Origin of the sequence: Klebsiella michiganensis, from assembly GCF_002925905.1 — a bacterium.
Classification (GTDB): Bacteria; Pseudomonadota; Gammaproteobacteria; order Enterobacterales; family Enterobacteriaceae; genus Klebsiella; species Klebsiella michiganensis.
The window spans coordinates 985,354-1,000,183 of sequence record NZ_PRDB01000001.1; the positions used below are offsets into that span (position 1 = coordinate 985,354).

Annotated in this window: 15 protein-coding genes; 7 read left to right on the forward strand and 8 right to left on the reverse strand. The window is 59.8% G+C overall.

Annotation, left to right across the window (positions count from 1 at the left end; genetic code table 11):
- Window positions 1-3: 3 nt before the first annotated feature.
- Genes hpaD through CDA56_RS04840 form a run of 4 tightly spaced genes read right to left on the reverse strand, consistent with a single transcriptional unit; the run spans window position 4 to window position 3,719 of the window.
- A complete protein-coding gene (hpaD, locus tag CDA56_RS04825; RefSeq protein ID WP_004098307.1) occupies window positions 4-861 on the reverse strand; it encodes a 3,4-dihydroxyphenylacetate 2,3-dioxygenase in 858 nt (285 codons plus the stop codon).
- 1 nt (window position 862) lies between these two features.
- Window positions 863-2,329 carry a 5-carboxymethyl-2-hydroxymuconate semialdehyde dehydrogenase gene (hpaE, locus tag CDA56_RS04830; protein ID WP_032719289.1) on the reverse strand — a complete coding sequence of 489 codons (1,467 nt, stop codon included), beginning with the start codon at window positions 2,327-2,329 and terminating at the stop codon, window positions 863-865.
- Window positions 2,326-3,090 (reverse strand): fumarylacetoacetate hydrolase family protein, encoded by a 765-nt coding sequence (locus CDA56_RS04835; RefSeq protein ID WP_103814869.1) that lies wholly within the window; start codon window positions 3,088-3,090, stop codon window positions 2,326-2,328. Before CDA56_RS04835 ends, hpaE begins: the two co-directional genes overlap by 4 nt.
- A complete protein-coding gene (locus tag CDA56_RS04840) occupies window positions 3,087-3,719 on the reverse strand; it encodes a fumarylacetoacetate hydrolase family protein (RefSeq protein WP_048262622.1) in 633 nt (210 codons plus the stop codon). Before CDA56_RS04840 ends, CDA56_RS04835 begins: the two co-directional genes overlap by 4 nt.
- Window positions 3,720-4,004: 285 nt before the next feature.
- Here CDA56_RS04840 and hpaR point away from each other — a divergent pair, with 285 nt between their 5' ends.
- The gene (gene hpaR, locus CDA56_RS04845; RefSeq protein WP_014227790.1) at window positions 4,005-4,442 is read left to right on the forward strand and encodes a homoprotocatechuate degradation operon regulator HpaR; all 438 of its coding nucleotides are present in this window, start codon (window positions 4,005-4,007) and stop codon (window positions 4,440-4,442) included.
- A gap of 121 nt (window positions 4,443-4,563) precedes the next feature.
- Here the strand turns inward: hpaR and CDA56_RS04850 are convergent, their stop codons facing one another.
- Window positions 4,564-5,778: an amino acid deaminase gene (locus CDA56_RS04850; RefSeq protein ID WP_103814867.1), complete on the reverse strand. Its 1,215-nt coding sequence runs from the start codon at window positions 5,776-5,778 to the stop codon at window positions 4,564-4,566.
- Between the two features lie 201 nt (window positions 5,779-5,979).
- On the opposite strand from CDA56_RS04850, the gene CDA56_RS04855 reads away from it, so the two are divergent.
- The 5 genes from CDA56_RS04855 to CDA56_RS04875 all read left to right on the forward strand — a co-directional run bounded on the left by CDA56_RS04855 (window position 5,980) and on the right by CDA56_RS04875 (window position 10,966).
- The gene (locus tag CDA56_RS04855; protein ID WP_025106893.1) at window positions 5,980-7,419 is read left to right on the forward strand and encodes an N-acyl-D-amino-acid deacylase family protein; all 1,440 of its coding nucleotides are present in this window, start codon (window positions 5,980-5,982) and stop codon (window positions 7,417-7,419) included.
- 10 nt (window positions 7,420-7,429) lie between these two features.
- Window positions 7,430-7,822 carry a RidA family protein gene (locus tag CDA56_RS04860; RefSeq protein WP_038424036.1) on the forward strand — a complete coding sequence of 131 codons (393 nt, stop codon included), beginning with the start codon at window positions 7,430-7,432 and terminating at the stop codon, window positions 7,820-7,822.
- A 184-nt stretch (window positions 7,823-8,006) separates the two neighbouring features.
- The gene (locus CDA56_RS04865) at window positions 8,007-9,494 is read left to right on the forward strand and encodes a sodium:solute symporter family protein (RefSeq protein WP_103814865.1); all 1,488 of its coding nucleotides are present in this window, start codon (window positions 8,007-8,009) and stop codon (window positions 9,492-9,494) included.
- Between the two features lie 10 nt (window positions 9,495-9,504).
- Entirely contained in the window at window positions 9,505-10,377 is an 873-nt protein-coding gene (locus CDA56_RS04870; protein ID WP_103814878.1) for a 2-dehydro-3-deoxygalactonokinase, read from the forward strand.
- Window positions 10,364-10,966: a 2-dehydro-3-deoxy-6-phosphogalactonate aldolase gene (locus tag CDA56_RS04875; RefSeq protein WP_103814863.1), complete on the forward strand. Its 603-nt coding sequence runs from the start codon at window positions 10,364-10,366 to the stop codon at window positions 10,964-10,966. The genes CDA56_RS04870 and CDA56_RS04875 overlap by 14 nt, the downstream gene beginning before the upstream one ends.
- On the opposite strand, the gene CDA56_RS04880 is transcribed toward CDA56_RS04875, so the two are convergent.
- Together CDA56_RS04880 and CDA56_RS04885 are read right to left on the reverse strand one after the other, a co-directional pair.
- Window positions 10,963-11,826, reverse strand: a complete 864-nt coding sequence (locus CDA56_RS04880; RefSeq protein WP_014227796.1) for a MurR/RpiR family transcriptional regulator — start codon at window positions 11,824-11,826, stop codon at window positions 10,963-10,965. The two genes, CDA56_RS04875 and CDA56_RS04880, sit on opposite strands and share 4 nt — an antisense overlap.
- A gap of 70 nt (window positions 11,827-11,896) precedes the next feature.
- Window positions 11,897-12,430 carry a GNAT family N-acetyltransferase gene (locus CDA56_RS04885; protein ID WP_103814861.1) on the reverse strand — a complete coding sequence of 178 codons (534 nt, stop codon included), beginning with the start codon at window positions 12,428-12,430 and terminating at the stop codon, window positions 11,897-11,899.
- A gap of 32 nt (window positions 12,431-12,462) precedes the next feature.
- Here CDA56_RS04885 and CDA56_RS04890 point away from each other — a divergent pair, with 32 nt between their 5' ends.
- On the forward strand, window positions 12,463-13,299 hold the full coding sequence (locus tag CDA56_RS04890; RefSeq protein WP_103814859.1) for a GNAT family N-acetyltransferase: 837 nt from the start codon (window positions 12,463-12,465) through the stop codon (window positions 13,297-13,299).
- A gap of 3 nt (window positions 13,300-13,302) precedes the next feature.
- Here the strand turns inward: CDA56_RS04890 and CDA56_RS04895 are convergent, their stop codons facing one another.
- Window positions 13,303-14,664, reverse strand: a complete 1,362-nt coding sequence (locus CDA56_RS04895) for an MFS transporter (protein ID WP_014227799.1) — start codon at window positions 14,662-14,664, stop codon at window positions 13,303-13,305.
- Window positions 14,665-14,830 lie beyond the last annotated feature (166 nt).

Consider the following 14,830-nt stretch of genomic DNA (forward strand, 5'->3'; position numbering starts at 1 on the left):
TCCTTACGCCGTTTCCGGCAGCGGGAAGACGGCGTTGACCTGACCGGTGCCGGAGCTGGCGAACAGCTCGGTAATAAACTCTACTTTGCCGTCGTATTTGTCCCAGCCCAGCAGGCCCAGCAGCATCACCGTGTCGTGCATATTGCCTTCGCCGAAGCAGTAGTCGGCGTACTCCGGCAGCATGGTGCAGAACTCTTTGAATTTGCCTTCGCGCCACAGCTTCACGACCCGTTCGTCCATCTGGTGATCGAACTCGCGGGTATAGCTGTTCATCCCCTCTTCGGCGCGCTGGTCGTCGATAAAACGGTGCGACAGCGAGCCGCTGGCAAAGACCGCCACGGTGCCGTCATATTTCTCGATAGCCTTAAGAATGGCTTCGCCCAGCCTGCGGCTGTCGGCAAAATCATGAACGGTACAGAACGCCGAGATAGAGACCACTTTGAAATGCTTATCGCTGTTCATGTAGCGCATCGGCACCAGGGTGCCGTACTCCAGCTTCAGGCTCGGAATGTTATGCGCTTTGGCGCGGACCCCGAGCTTGACCGCTTCGTCGGCGATCAGGTGGCCGAGCGCCGGGTTACCGTCATAGTCATAGGTCATGTCGCGAATAAAATGCGGCAGCTCGTTGCTGGTGTAGACGCCCTGGAAATGGTCGGCACAGTTGATGTGGTAGGCGCTGTTAACCAGCCAGTGGGTATCAAAAACGATGATGGTATCCACGCCCAGCTCGCGGCACCGCTTGCCGATTTCTTTATGCCCATCGATGGCTCCCTGGCGGCAGCCGTGGTTTTTACCCGGCAGTTCAGAGAGATACATCGACGGTACGTGAGTAATTTTTGCTGCTAACGCTAACTTTCCCATATCAGACTCCCCATTTTGGGATCGGATGGTCGCCCATCGAGATGCAGACGTTTTTCATTTCAGCGAACACTTCAAAACTGTATTCGCCGCCTTCGCGGCCGGTACCGGAGGCCTTCACGCCGCCGAACGGCTGACGCAGGTCGCGGACGTTCTGGGTGTTGACGAACACCATTCCGGCTTCGATGCCGCGCGCCAGGCGCAGTACCTTGCTGACGTCCTGGGTCCAGATATAAGAGGCGAGGCCGTACTCCACGTCGTTGGCCAGGCGCAGACCTTCCGCCTCGTCTTTAAACGGCAGCAGACAGGCTACCGGGCCAAAAATCTCTTCCTGCGCCACGCGCATGCGGTTATCGACGTCCGCCAGCACCGTTGGCCGCAGGAAGTTGCCGTTTCTCAGATGGGCGGGCAGATCGGCGGGCTTATCCGCGCCGCCGGCCAGCAGGGTCGCCCCTTCTTCAATGCCGAGGCGGATATAGCCGGAGACTTTCTCCCAGTGCTGCTGGCTAATCAGCGCGCCCACCTGGGTATTCGGGTCGGTGGGGTCGCCGACGCGCAGGCGGTTAGCCCGCTCGGCGAAGCGTTTAACGAACTCGGGGTAGATGCTCTGCTGAATGAAAATGCGCGAGCCGGCGGTGCAGCGTTCGCCGTTGATCGAGAAAATGGTGAATAGCGCGGCGTCGAGGGCGCGCTCAATATCGGCGTCTTCGAAAATCAGCACCGGCGATTTGCCGCCCAGCTCCATGGAGTACTTTTTCAGCCCGGCGTTTTTCATGATGTTGCGCCCGGTGGCGGTACCGCCAGTGAACGAGACCGCGCGTACGTCATGGTGGCGGACCAGCGCATCGCCCGCCGTCGCGCCGTAGCCCTGAACCACGTTCAGCACCCCCGGCGGAATACCCGCCTCCAGCGCCAGCTCGCCAAGACGGTCGGCGGTTAGCGGCGACAGTTCGGACATCTTCAGCACCGCGGTATTGCCCAGCGCGAGGCACGGCGCCACCTTCCAGGTGGCGGTCATAAACGGCACGTTCCACGGCGACACCAGCGCGCAGACGCCGACCGGCTGCACGAGGGTGTAGTTGAGCATCTTGTCGTCAACCGGGTAGGTCTTGCCGTTCATCTGCTGGCACACTTCGGCGAAGAATTCGAAGTTGTGCGAGGCGCGCGGGATCAGCACGTTTTTGGTCTGGTGGATCGGCAGGCCGGTATCGGCGGTCTCCATGGCGGCGATCTCCGGGACGTTCTGGTCGATCAGATCTCCCAGCCGGCGCATCAGACGCGCGCGCTCTTTCATCGGCAGATTGGCCCATTTCGGGAACGCCTCTTTCGCCGCCGCCACCGCCTGATTCACCTCGTCGGCGCCGCCGGAGGCGACTTCCGCCAGCACTTCGCCGGTGGCCGGGTTAGTGGTATGGAAATATTCCGCGGCGGCGACGTTTTTGCCGTTGATCCAGTGGTTAATTTTTTTCATGACAGCTTCTCCTCATATGCCTGCTGGCTAATGATGTGGTTGACCAGGCGGCCGACGCCTTCCACTTCGACGATCACTTCATCGCCCGGCACCACGTCCGACAGCCCCTTCGGCGTGCCGGTGGCGATCATGTCGCCCGGCTGCAGGGTCATAAATTCGCTGAGGTAAGCGATCAGGAACGGAATGCTGAAGATCAGATCGGCGGTGGTGCCCTGCTGGCGCAGTTCGCCATTGACCCAGGTGCACAGCGCCAGGTTGTGCGGATCGGGGATCGTCTCTTTGCTGACGATCCACGGGCCTATCGGCGTCAGGGTGTCGCGGCTTTTGACCCGCAGGTTGGGACGATAGTAGTTTTCCAGGTAGTCGCGGATGGCGTAGTCGTTGCAGACGGTGTACCCGGCTACGTACTCCATGGCGTCGGCTTCGGTGACCTTACGCGCGGTTTTGCCGATCACCACCACCAGTTCAGCCTCGTAGTGCATGTACTCGACGTTATCCGGGCGCACCGACTCTTGCCTATGGCCGATAAAGGTGTTGGGCGCTTTGATAAATACCAGCGGCTCGGTTGGCGGCGTAAACGCCAGCTCGCTGGCGTGATCGGCGTAGTTCAGGCCCAGCGCGAACAGGGTGCCGTCGGCGGGCGGCAGCCAGCGAAACTCGCCTTCCTGAAGTAACCTGCCGTTGGCGAGCTGGACCTGACCGCGTTCATCAACCTGGACATCGTGCCGTTGCCCCTGCCACTCAATACGTGCCTGTTTCATGCTAGTTCTCCTTCAGCAACCACCGGGTTTTCCAGCGCCGGGAAGCCCTCGGCGAGAATGCGTACGCGATCGCCGGGGCGCAGCGTAACGCGGGAGTGGGGCGTACCGATCAGAATCGCATCGCCGGGATTGAGGGTGGCGAATTCGCTCAGGGCGCTCAGCAGCTCGGCGGCGGAGCGCTGGAGATCGACGGTATTCCAGCTGTCCGCCTCGCGACCGTTGATTTCGGTGATGATGGTCAGGTTATCGACGTTGCTGAGCGGCGCGAGCGCGCCAAGCGGGCAGAAGCCGTCGCGGCATTTGGCTTTGATGGCCGGACGATAGAAGCTCTCTTCCGGCAGGCTGACGTCGTTCGCCAGCGCGTACCCGGCAATATAAGCCGCAGCGTCTTCCGCGGCGATTTTGCGTGCGGTTTTACCGACGATTAGCGCCACGGTGGCGCCGCTCTGCACGGTTTCGCCTTGCGGATAGGGAATGCTCTCGCCGTCGCCGATAACGGTGTTGCGCGGTTTGATAAACCAGACCGCGGTCTTCGGCGGGGTTTTATACGGGGCCTGCTGGAACGCTTCGCGCCAGGCGTCGAGCTGGCTGCGGTGGTTAAGCGCCACGGCGAAGATGGTACCTTTCATTGACCACTCCTCTGCTACGGAATTAGGAAGTTAGTTAATTCATTAATATGTTAATGATCATCTTTTATGCTTTGCGGAAAGGTTTGGCAAACAGAAGTGAATGTTTTGTGATCGGATTAACAATAAATTTACAGTTATATTTTTTATTTGTTGTTAATCAATTAGATAATTAATTTTCTTGTACCTTCTGGTACTTTTCAGAGGCAGAAACCGGTTGCCTTCAGAAGGAATTAGCGCTAATTATTAACTTATTAACAGATTGGGGATTTATTTCAGAGGTATGTGATGCATGATTCGTTAACTATCGCGCTGCTGCAGGCGCGGGAAGCGGCGATGGCCCACTTTCGGCCCATCGTTAAACGCCACAATCTGACCGAGCAGCAGTGGCGTATCGTGCGCATCCTCGCCGAAAATCCGTCGATGGATTTTCACGATCTGGCCTTTCGCGCCTGTATTTTACGTCCGAGCCTGACCGGTATTCTGACCCGCATGGAGCGCGACGGCCTGGTGCTGCGTTTAAAACCGGTTAACGATCAGCGCAAGCTGTACGTTTCGCTGACGCCTGCGGGCCTGAAGCTGTATGAAAGCGCCCAGGCCCAGGTCGAAGAAGCCTATCGCCAGATAGAAGCCCAATTTACCGTCGAAAAAATGCGTCAGCTTACCGCGCTGCTGGAGGAGTTTATCGCCCTGGGGAATGGGGTGGGTGGAGAGGAAGAAGCGTAATTTTCCTTCCGTGAAGCTAGAAATATTCCCCCGGTCGCGCTGTGCTTACCGAGGCTACGGGCCGGTGCCATCCCGTAGCCCGGATAAGGCGCCAGCCGCCATCCGGGGAGTTCCCTGCCACTCAGAACAGGGTATCGAGCTCTTCCAGCACGTTATACTGCTCGTCCACCAGCAGTAGGGTTTTCCATTTATCAAACGTCAGGCACGGATGCGAGGTGCCGAACACCAGAATATCGCCGACCTGCACGTCGCTGCCTGGCGCGAGGCGCAGCATACAGTGCTGATCCATGATCCCCACGCTCTCGATCCCCGCCGCAGACAGCTGCGCGCCGTTGCGATAGCGAGCGATCGGCTGCGGCAGTCCGGCGTCGAAGGCGCAGTCGCGCTTGCCGAAGTTGACCACCGCGCGATCCGCTTCCGGCACCGACTGGACCATCGCCATCAGCTCCAGCGCCGAGGTTAAATCACCGCCCAGATCGCAGGCGATCGGATCGCGCGCCACCAGCGCTTTCTGCGCGATATCGTAGATCCCCCGATCGTGGGTGATATAGCAGCCGGGACGGATAACGATCCGGCAGCGCGCCGGTTTCTTCGCCGCCAGCCAGATATTGCACACCACGTCATACCAGACGGTACCGGCGCCGGTCAGCACAAACTCCCCCTCAACCAGATGTTCCATCCGGCAGGCCAAATCGGCGGCCTGGCGCAGCAGAGCCTCCACCTGCGGCTGCGGATCGTCGCCGTGCAACACCCCTTCATACAGCTCAAGTCCGCGCAGCTTAAGGCCCGGAAGGTCCGCGACGGCCTCCGCCAGGGTCTGCGCATCCTCAACGCTGCGGCAGCCGCAGCGCCCGCCAGCCACGCCCAGCTCAATCAGCACGTCCAGCGTTTGCCGCCGTTCGCTGAAAAAGGCCGACAGCGCGCGGGCGTTGGCGAGGCTATCGATGCAGCAGATAAACTCCGCCGCCCGGTAATGCGCCTTCAGGCGCGATACCGCCTGCATATTCGCTCTGCCGACCAGCTGATTGACCATCAGAACGCGCTCAACGCCGCTGGCCATCGCCGCGCTGGCCTGCCAGGCGCTACCCACGCCGATTCCCCATGCGCCCGCCCGCTGCTGGGCCTGAAAAATCCACGGCGTCATCGTTGTTTTACCGTGCGGCGCCAGCGAGACGCCGCGCGCGTCGGCGTAGCGCTGCATCCAGGCGATGTTATTTTCCAGCGCCGTTTTTTTCAGCAGCGCGGCGGGGAGGCAGACCTCCTCCGCCAGCAGATTTGCCGGAGCGGCCATCACGGCGGCTTTGTGCGGAATAAGCGTATCGGAGTGGTATTTCATAACACTATCCTTTTAGGGTTCATGCTCGGAATAAAGCTGAGTATCAATTTTAATTAATTGAAAAATATAAATTTAATATGTGATTTTTATTGTTTGTGAATAAAAGTATCACAATTTGATCTGGTTTTTGCGTAGTTTTCCACTGTTTTTCCGCCTTGTAAATGGTTAACTTGTCGACAGAGTTGAAAGGGAGTCATTGCGATGAAAGTTAACTGGCTTTTCAAAAACGTCACGGTCATTGACGGCAGCGGCGGACCGCAGTTTCGCGGCGACGTGGCGGTGAAGGGCGATCGGATTGTAGATATGGCCCCGGCGCTGAACCTGCCGGCGGAGCAGGTGATTGACGGGCAGGGGCGCGTGCTGGCGCCCGGGTTTATCGATGTGCATACCCATGACGACATCAACGTCATTCGTATGCCAGCCTATTTGCCCAAGCTGAGTCAGGGGGTGACGACGGTGATTGTCGGCAACTGCGGGATCAGCGCGGCGACGGCGACCCTGCGCGACGGCGTGCCTGACCCGATGAACCTGCTGGGCGAGCAGGAGCACTTTGTTTACCCCACCGTTGATGCTTACGCCCAGGCGGTGGAGGCGGCGAAGCCGTCATTGAACGTCGGCACGCTGATTGGCCATACCGCGCTGCGCAATAACCATATGGACGATCTGTTCCGTCCGGCGACGGACACCGAGATCGCCGGAATGCGGGTGCAGCTGCGCGACGCGCTGCGCCAGGGGGCACTGGGTCTGAGCAGCGGGCTGGCCTACGCCAGCGCGTTTCAGTCCACCACCGAAGAGGTGATGGCGCTGGCCGAGGAGCTGGCGGCGGAGGGGGGAATTTATACCACCCACCTGCGTTCTGAGTTCGAGCCGATTCTGGAGGCGCTCGACGAGGCGTTCCGCATTGGCCGCCACGGCAACGTGCCGGTGGTGGTCTCGCATCATAAGTGCGCCGGCGCGAAAAACTGGGGCCGCACCCGCGAGACGCTGGCCTTCTTCGATGAGATGCGCCAGCGCCAGGAGATTGCCTGCGACTGCTATCCCTACTCCGCCAGCTCATCGACGCTGGATATGAAGCAGGTGACCGATGAGTTCGATATCGTCATCACCTGGTCGGAAGCGCAGCCCGAGCAGGCCGGGAAAACCCTGCGGCAGATTGCCGACGGCTGGCAGGTTAGCCTGCACGAGGCGGCGGCGCGGCTGATGCCCGCAGGCGCCATCTACTACAACATGGACGAGCAGGACGTGCGGCGGGTGCTGCGTTACCCGGTGACCATGATCGGCTCCGACGGTCTGCCGAACGACCCGATGCCGCATCCGCGGCTGTGGGGCGCGTTCCCGCGAGTCCTGGGCCACTACTGCCGCGATGAACGGCTGTTTCCGCTGACCACAGCTATCCACAAAATGACCGGGCTGTCGGCGGCGCGTTTCCAGCTGGCGGATCGTGGGTTGGTGAAAGTGGGCTACTTTGCCGATCTGGTGCTGTTCGATCCGCAGACGGTGCGCGATGTCGCCAGCTTCTCCGACCCGAAACAACCGGCGGAGGGGATCGAGGCGGTGATGGTCAACGGCGTGATGAGCTACGGCAGCGACAAAAAGATTATCGGGCGCGCGGGGCGTTTCCTGCGCCGCCAAATGAACTAAGGAGTGCAAAATGAGTATTAAACGTTATGGCGTAGAAGGCGGTACCGGCACCGGCGGGCAGCATCTGCCGTTCGCGCGCGCGGTGGAGGCGGGGGGCTGGCTGTACGTTTCCGGCCAGACGCCGATGAAGGACGGTGAAGTGGTGGAAGGCGGAATTGTCGACCAGGCGCGTCTGGCGATTCAGAACTGCGTGGATATCATGACCGAAGCGGGCTACACCCTGGCCGACGTGGTGCACGTCAAGGTGATCCTCACCGATGCGCGCTATTTCCAGTCTTTCAATAAAGTGTTCCGCGAGTTCTTTGGCGACAACCCGCCTGCCCGTATCTGCTGCGTCGCGGATCTGGTGGTGGATTGTAAAGTCGAAGTAGATGTGACCTGTTATAACGCGACTCGCGTGTAAATCCGAGCGCGAAAAATGGCATCCCCTCCGCCCGGAGGGGAATAAGAAAAAATGTGATATTGGCGCCAGACTGAATAAACAGAATGACGCCAGCGGTGTCGCTTTGCCTTTTTTCAGGCATTGTTTCTATCAACTTATAATATTCAGCAGTACGAGTATTATTTATTACGTCTGGATGTGAGCAATGAATAATATGTCATTTCTGATTTGGTTTTCGATTTATGCCTGCGCGATGATTACGTTAGGTTGGTATGTATCGCGTAAGCAAAAAACCGGCGAAGATTTTTTACTGGGTGGTCGTTCACTGCCGATGATTCTGACCCTGGGATCAACCGTCGGTACCATGGTGGGCACCGGTTCCAGCGTCGGTGCCGTCGGGTTTGGCTACACTAACGGCTGGGCGGGGATGCTATATGGCCTTGGCGGTGCGATAGGTATCCTGCTGGTGGCGTGGCTATTTGCGCCGGTGCGTAAATTTCGCTTCATGACCATGAGCGAAGAAATGTCTTATTACACCGGCGGCAGTAAGATTATTAAAAACCTGGTCGCTATTCTTATTTTTATTGCCTCTATCGGGTGGCTCGGTGCGCATATTTTAGGTGGCGGTCTGTATCTCGCTTGGGCCAGCGGCATCGATATTAATATGGCCAAAATTATTATTGCGCTGGCCTTTGTGGTGTATGTCGGTATCGGCGGTTACTCTGCGGTCGTCTGGATCGATACTATTCAGTCGATTGTTCTGTTCGTCGGTTTTATCCTGATGGCGATTCTGGCGGTACATCACGTCGGCGGCTGGAGCCATATTCAGCAGGCGGTTGATCCGGCGGCACAAAGTTTATTTGCCGTTGATAAGCTGGGCATACTCCCCGCGTTCTCCCTGGCGATGGTGATTGGCGTCGGCGTGCTGGCGACACCTTCTTATCGCCAGCGAATCTATTCGGCGAAGACCGTCTCCTCGGTACGTCAGTCCTTCACCATCACGGGTCTGCTGTATCTCGGCTTCTCCTTCCTGCCGGCGATTATCGGTATGGCGGTGTGGACAATGAATGCCAATCTGGAAAATAGCGGTTTCGCCTTCTTGTTTGCCACGCAGGTGCTGCCACCGGTACTGGCGATGGCGATTCTAATTGCCGGCATGTCGGCCAATATGTCTTCAGGTAGCTCTGATGCCATTGCTGCGGTCTCTATTATGCTTCGCGACCTCTATACCCTGACGACAGGACATATGCCTGCGCCGGAAAAAGCGATTCGCCTGTCCCGGATGTTCCACGTGCTGGTTATCGCCCTGGCGCTGCTGTTCGCACTGACCTCCAACGACATCATCAGCTATATCACCAAAATGATCTCGATGATCATGTCGGGGATGTTTATCTGCACCATGCTTGGCCGCTTCTGGACTCGCTTTAACTGGCAGGGCGCGGTTGCCGCGCTGGCCGGTGGGGCAGGAGCCTCGGTAGTGGTGCTGATGGACAGCGACTGGCTGGCTTTCTGGGGCAATCCGTGTATTCCATCGGTCCTGACCAGCCTGGTCGCCTCTGTGCTGGTGACGTTGGTGACGCCGGCCAGCAGCATGAGCCGTGAAGAAGCGCTTGAGACGATCACCCGCGAACGTGAAAGTCGACCCTCTGCGCCGCCGCTACCCATTGGCAAACGCAATACGTCGCGGGGCTAAGCAGATGGGAATCAAAAACTATATTGCCGTCGACTGGGGCTCTACCCAGCTGCGCGGCTGGCTGATTCGCAACGGCCAGTGCGTCGGGACGAAGCAGCTGCCGCTGGGCATCACCCGCCTGAACGGACGATCGCCCGCTGACGTATTCGCGGAGCATGTGGCCCCCTGGCGCGGCGCCGAAATGCTGCCGGTGCTGATGGCCGGGATGATCGGCAGCGATGCGGGCTGGCAAGCGGTGCCGTATCTGGCCTGCCCGGCGGCGATCGACGCGCCGGGGCAGCAGCGATGCGCCGTGGCTGAAGGCGTGTGGATTATTCCCGGGCTCAAGATTGCCCGGGACGGGGAGTTCAACGTGATGCGCGGCGAAGAGACGCAGCTGCTGGGGGCTATGGAGCTGGCGCCGGCGGAGTGCTACGTGCTGCCGGGCACCCACTGCAAATGGGTACAGGTGACGGACGGCATGGTGCGTCATTTTGCCACGGCGATGACCGGCGAACTGCACCATCTGCTGATGACGCAATCGCTGATCGGCAAAGGACTGCCGGCCCAGCAGGCGGACGAGGCGGCGTTTGAACAGGGGCTGGAAAAAGGGCTGGCGCAGCCGTCGCTGATTAGCGAACTGTTTGTCGCCAGGGCCGCCCGGGTACTCGGGGCGCTGGCGGCAACCTCGGTCAGCGACTATCTCTCCGGGCTGCTGATTGGCGCGGAGGTGGCGACCCTCGGGCAGCGTTACCGTACCTCCGGCGTCACGCTGGTTGGCGACCCGGCGCTGAATGCCCGCTACAGCCGGGCGATGAGGGCGCGCGGAATGACGGTTAACAGCTGCAGCGGCGATGAGGCGCTGCTGGGCGGCATGGCGAGGATAATGCATGAACAAGATTAAACTGGTAGCGATTTTACGCGGTATTCGCCCCGCTGAGGCGGCGGAGCATATTGAGACGCTGATAAAGGCGGGATTTCGCTATATCGAAATTCCGCTCAACTCACCGGACTGGCAGCAGAGCATTCCGCAGATGGCCGCACGCTTCGGCGAGCAGGCGGTGATTGGCGCGGGAACGGTGCTTAAGGTGGAGCAGGTCGATTTTCTGGCCGATGCCGGGGCGAAGCTTATCGTGACGCCGAATACTCAGCCGGCGACCATCCGCCGGGCGGTGGCGCGCGGAATGCGGGTCTGCGCCGGATGCGCTACCGCGACCGAGGCGTTCAGCGCGCTGGACGCCGGGGCGCAGTGGCTGAAGATTTTCCCGTCTTCCACCTTCGGCCCGGACTATATTCGGGCGCTGAAAGCGGTGCTGCCGCCGGAGGTGCCGGTGCTGGCGGTCGGCGGCGTGACGCCGGAGAATCTGGCGAGCTGGGTCGAGGCGGGATGCGCCGGCGCCGGTCTGGGAAGCGATCTGTATCGCGCCGGGCAGGCCGTGGAGCGTACCCGTCAGCAGGCAGAGAGGTTTATCGCCGCCGCCCGCAGCGGTTAATCGCCCAGCGGCTGCCTGTCGACGCCTCCGCGATGGCTGTCGAGCGCCAGCTTAATCCGGCGCAGCCTGCCCTTTGCCTGGGTTTTGTTGGCCATCGCCAGTTCGGTGGCCAGCACGTCAACCATCGCCAGCATCGCATAGCGTGAGGTGCTGGGCTTGAAGATATAGTCGTTTTCGCGCACCAGCAGCGGCAGCACCAGATCCGCCTGCTCCGCCAGCGGCGTTCCGGCGGGGGTGATGGCAATGACCTTTGCGCCGTACTGCCTGGCAATCGCCGCGCTCTCAATAATTTCCTGGGTATAGCCGCCCAGCGACAGCACGATAACCACATCCTTTGGCGTCACCGCCGAGCTCATCATGCGCACCAGCAGGCCGTCGTTCTGGCTGACCACCGGCAGACCGAGGCGAAACAGACGGTACTGGATCTCCTGGGCGCAGATGGTGGAGCCGCCGCCCATCCCGAGGGCCAGGATCTGCCGCGCGTCGCTCAGCCAGCTCACCGCGCGCTTCAGCGCCTCAATATCCAGCGCCCGGCGGTTGGTCTCCAGCACGCCGATGATCGACTCGTAGATCCCCTGCACGCCCTCAAGGTCCGGAACATCGAGGATAAATCGCTGTCCGACCGCCAGGGATTGCGCGAGCTTCATTTTCAGCTCTCGGACGTCTTTGCAGCCGAGCGCCCGGGCAAAGCGGGTGACCGAGGCCTGGCTGGTGTGGGTCAGGCGCGCCATCTCCGCGATGGGCAGCTCCGCCGCCGCCGCGACATCATCGAGAATAAACTGCGCGATGCGTTTTTCGGTCGCCGTGAGTTCCACAAAGCGATCGGTAATGCAGGAAATGATATCGATTGACCAGGACATACGGGTATCAACGGGTAAGTTTTGAATGGTACTTTGTACCATATTCCGCCGCTGAAATCAGCGCCGGAGGCTACAGCGCTAAGCGCATGGCGCAGCGCGTTTCCGGCGGCAGGCCGTGTTCTGTTTCCAGCTCCCTTTTCGCCGCCAGCCCTGCCGGTAGCCTTAGCTCGCTTAACATTGAAAACCCCAGGCGCGTGTAAAACGGCGCGTTCCACGGCACGTCGCGGAAGGTGGTGAGCGTGACCGCCGGATACGCCGCCTGGCGGGCTGTCTCAATGACCTGCTCCAGCATCATGCGGCCAATACCTCGCCCCTGCCACGCCTGATGAACGGCGATCTCCACGATAAACAGCGCATCATCCAGCGGTTCGCTCAGCAGGAAGCCGATCGGTTGGTCATCGGCCACGGCCAGCAGGCTGTGGTCAGTTTCAAGAAACAGCCGGTGGCGCTCGGGGCTTATCACTTCGCTTTCCGCCAGCCAGGCCAGCGCCGGGATCTGGCGAAAAGCCTGGGCCGCCGAGCGCTCAACGGCGGGCAGAAGAGGGATGTCTCTCTCCTCAGTCAGGCGTAACGTCGCGGCGGCGGTTATAGTGTTAGTTTTCATCACCTCAGCATAGCAGCCTCCGGGAGAAATGTATGGAGCTTACCCCCGTTTCCGCCACCCAGTTCAGCGTCGCGCAGCTGACGACGATCCTTTGCGACTGTTTCGAAGATTACCTGGTTCCCGTCACGCTGTCGGTAGAGGTTTTTGTCCAGCGTTTTAGCGCCGAAGGACTGAGCCTGCTGGATTCCTGCGTCTGGCTGGATGGAGAGGTCCCCGCGGCGATGGCGGTCGTCGCCCGCCGCGGCGATGAAGCCAGGCTGGCGGCGTTCGCGGTGCGGCCTGCCTATCGCGGAAAGGGCGTTGGTCGCCGGCTGATGTCGCCGCTTATCGACGCGCTGCGCGAGCAGGGCGTACGGCGGATGTGGCTGGAGGTTATCCGCGACAACCACGCCGCGGTGGCGCTGTATCAATCGCTGGGCTTCGAGGTGCGGCACGGGCTGTGCGGCTATTTAAGCGCGCAGGCCGGAAGTGACGGGCCCTCCGTATTAGAGGATGTTGACGTGCTGGCGCTGACGCGCAGGGCAGGCGCCGAGATTAACGGCCAGCTGCCGTGGTTGATGGACCCGCTTACCTTCAGCACCCTGCCGTGCCGGGCGCTGAGCCTCCATCAGCAGGCTTTCGCCGTGCTGGCGACCTTATCCGGCAGGCCGCAGCTGCAGTTTTTATGGGTCGATCCCGCCGCCCGCGGGCGCGGGCTGGGACGGGAAATGCTGATGGCGCTCGCCCAACGCTTTCCGGGGCTCGGGACCTCGGTGACCATCCCGGAGCGCTTTACGCCGCTGTTTCACGCCGCCGGCTATACGCCCATGGCATTAAAACAGTATGAAATGAGCGCAACGTTGAGCGCCCCGCCGCCAGCAGGGCGTTGAGATTCAGCCGTTACGCGGGTCGCTAATCGGCTGACGAACCAGGAAAATATAGGCCAGCGCGCCGAGGGCGGTCACGCAGCCGCAGATAATCAGCGCCAGCTGGAATGAGTGGGTGGTATCGACGATAAACCCGGTCACCACCGGCGCGAAGGAGGCGCAGATAAAGCTGGCGAAGTTCTGGATGCTGCCGACGGATGCGGTCATTCTCGAGGCCACCGCGACGTGAATCAACCCCCAGCAGGAGGTGCCGGCAAAGTGGATGCAGAACAGCGCCATACCGATTAACAGCACCGCGGCGATAGAGGTAGTGGCCTGCGGCACAATTAACGTAAACGCGGCGGAGCAGAACATCCCGGCAATAATGCAAATTTTACGGCTTTTGATCGGCGCCATGCCGCCTTTAACCAGCCAGTCGGTGACGTAGCCGTTGATAAGCATACCGGCGGCGCCAAACAGGAAAGGAATGGCGGCCATAAAACCGGTACTTTTCAGATCGAGGCTATACGCCGTTTGCAGGTAGCCCGGCAGCCAGGCCAGATACAGCCACGCGGTATAGTTGATGCCGCTGAAGCCCAGCATCATTCCCCACATGGTTTTGTTTTTAAACAGGCTGCGCCATTCGGCAAAGCTCAGCGGGTCGCGGCGAACGTTGACGCTTCCGGCGTTAAGGTAGGCCTGCTCATCGGCGGTGAGAGAGATATCTTCCCGGTTGCGATAGAGCATATACCAGCCGATAGCGACGAAGATCCCCAGCACGCCGATGGTGATAAACATCCCGCGCCAGCCCATCATCAGCATCATGGCGGCAAGGATCGGCGGGCTGATCGCGACGCCAATCGTCGAGGCGGCGTTAAAGAAGCCCATCGGGCGGCCGCGCTCTTTGATATTAAACCAGTCGTTGATCACCTTGACGCCGCAGGGGTTCATCGGCGCTTCGCCGATCCCCATGCCGATACGCACCAGCACGAACTGGGTAAAGCTGTGTACCATCCCCGAGACTGCCTGAAACAGCGACCAGAAAAACATCCCCAGCCCCAGCATGATGCGCGGACCTTTACGGTCCAGCAGCGGCCCGCAGGGAAGCTGGGCGATGCCGTAGGCCAGCGAGAAAACGGACAGCAGCGCCCCGATTTCGGTGGCGCTGAGCCCCAGATCCTCGCGAATCGTTAAGTTCGCGACGGACAATGAACTTCTGTCGAGGTAATTAATCACCGCCGCCAGAAATAACAGGATCATTGCCGTTGTCTGAATTTTTTTAATGCGAGTACTACGCGTTAACGTATTATCTAACGGAACAGTCATCGTCTCCGCCTTTCCTTTATCAAAGGTTGTCTGCGGGTCGATAGTGATATTTCGTGATTCCACGCCTGACTCCTGGTTATTCTATTTGAACGACAAGTGACATCGAATGGTTTAAACCCCACCCACCTATTTCACAGTAAAGTAAGTCGACTTGTTTTCAGCATAAATAACCTTTTTTCTGGCGCTGGTTTATGTTTTGAGAACTGTGCTGCTGATTATCATTTTCTGT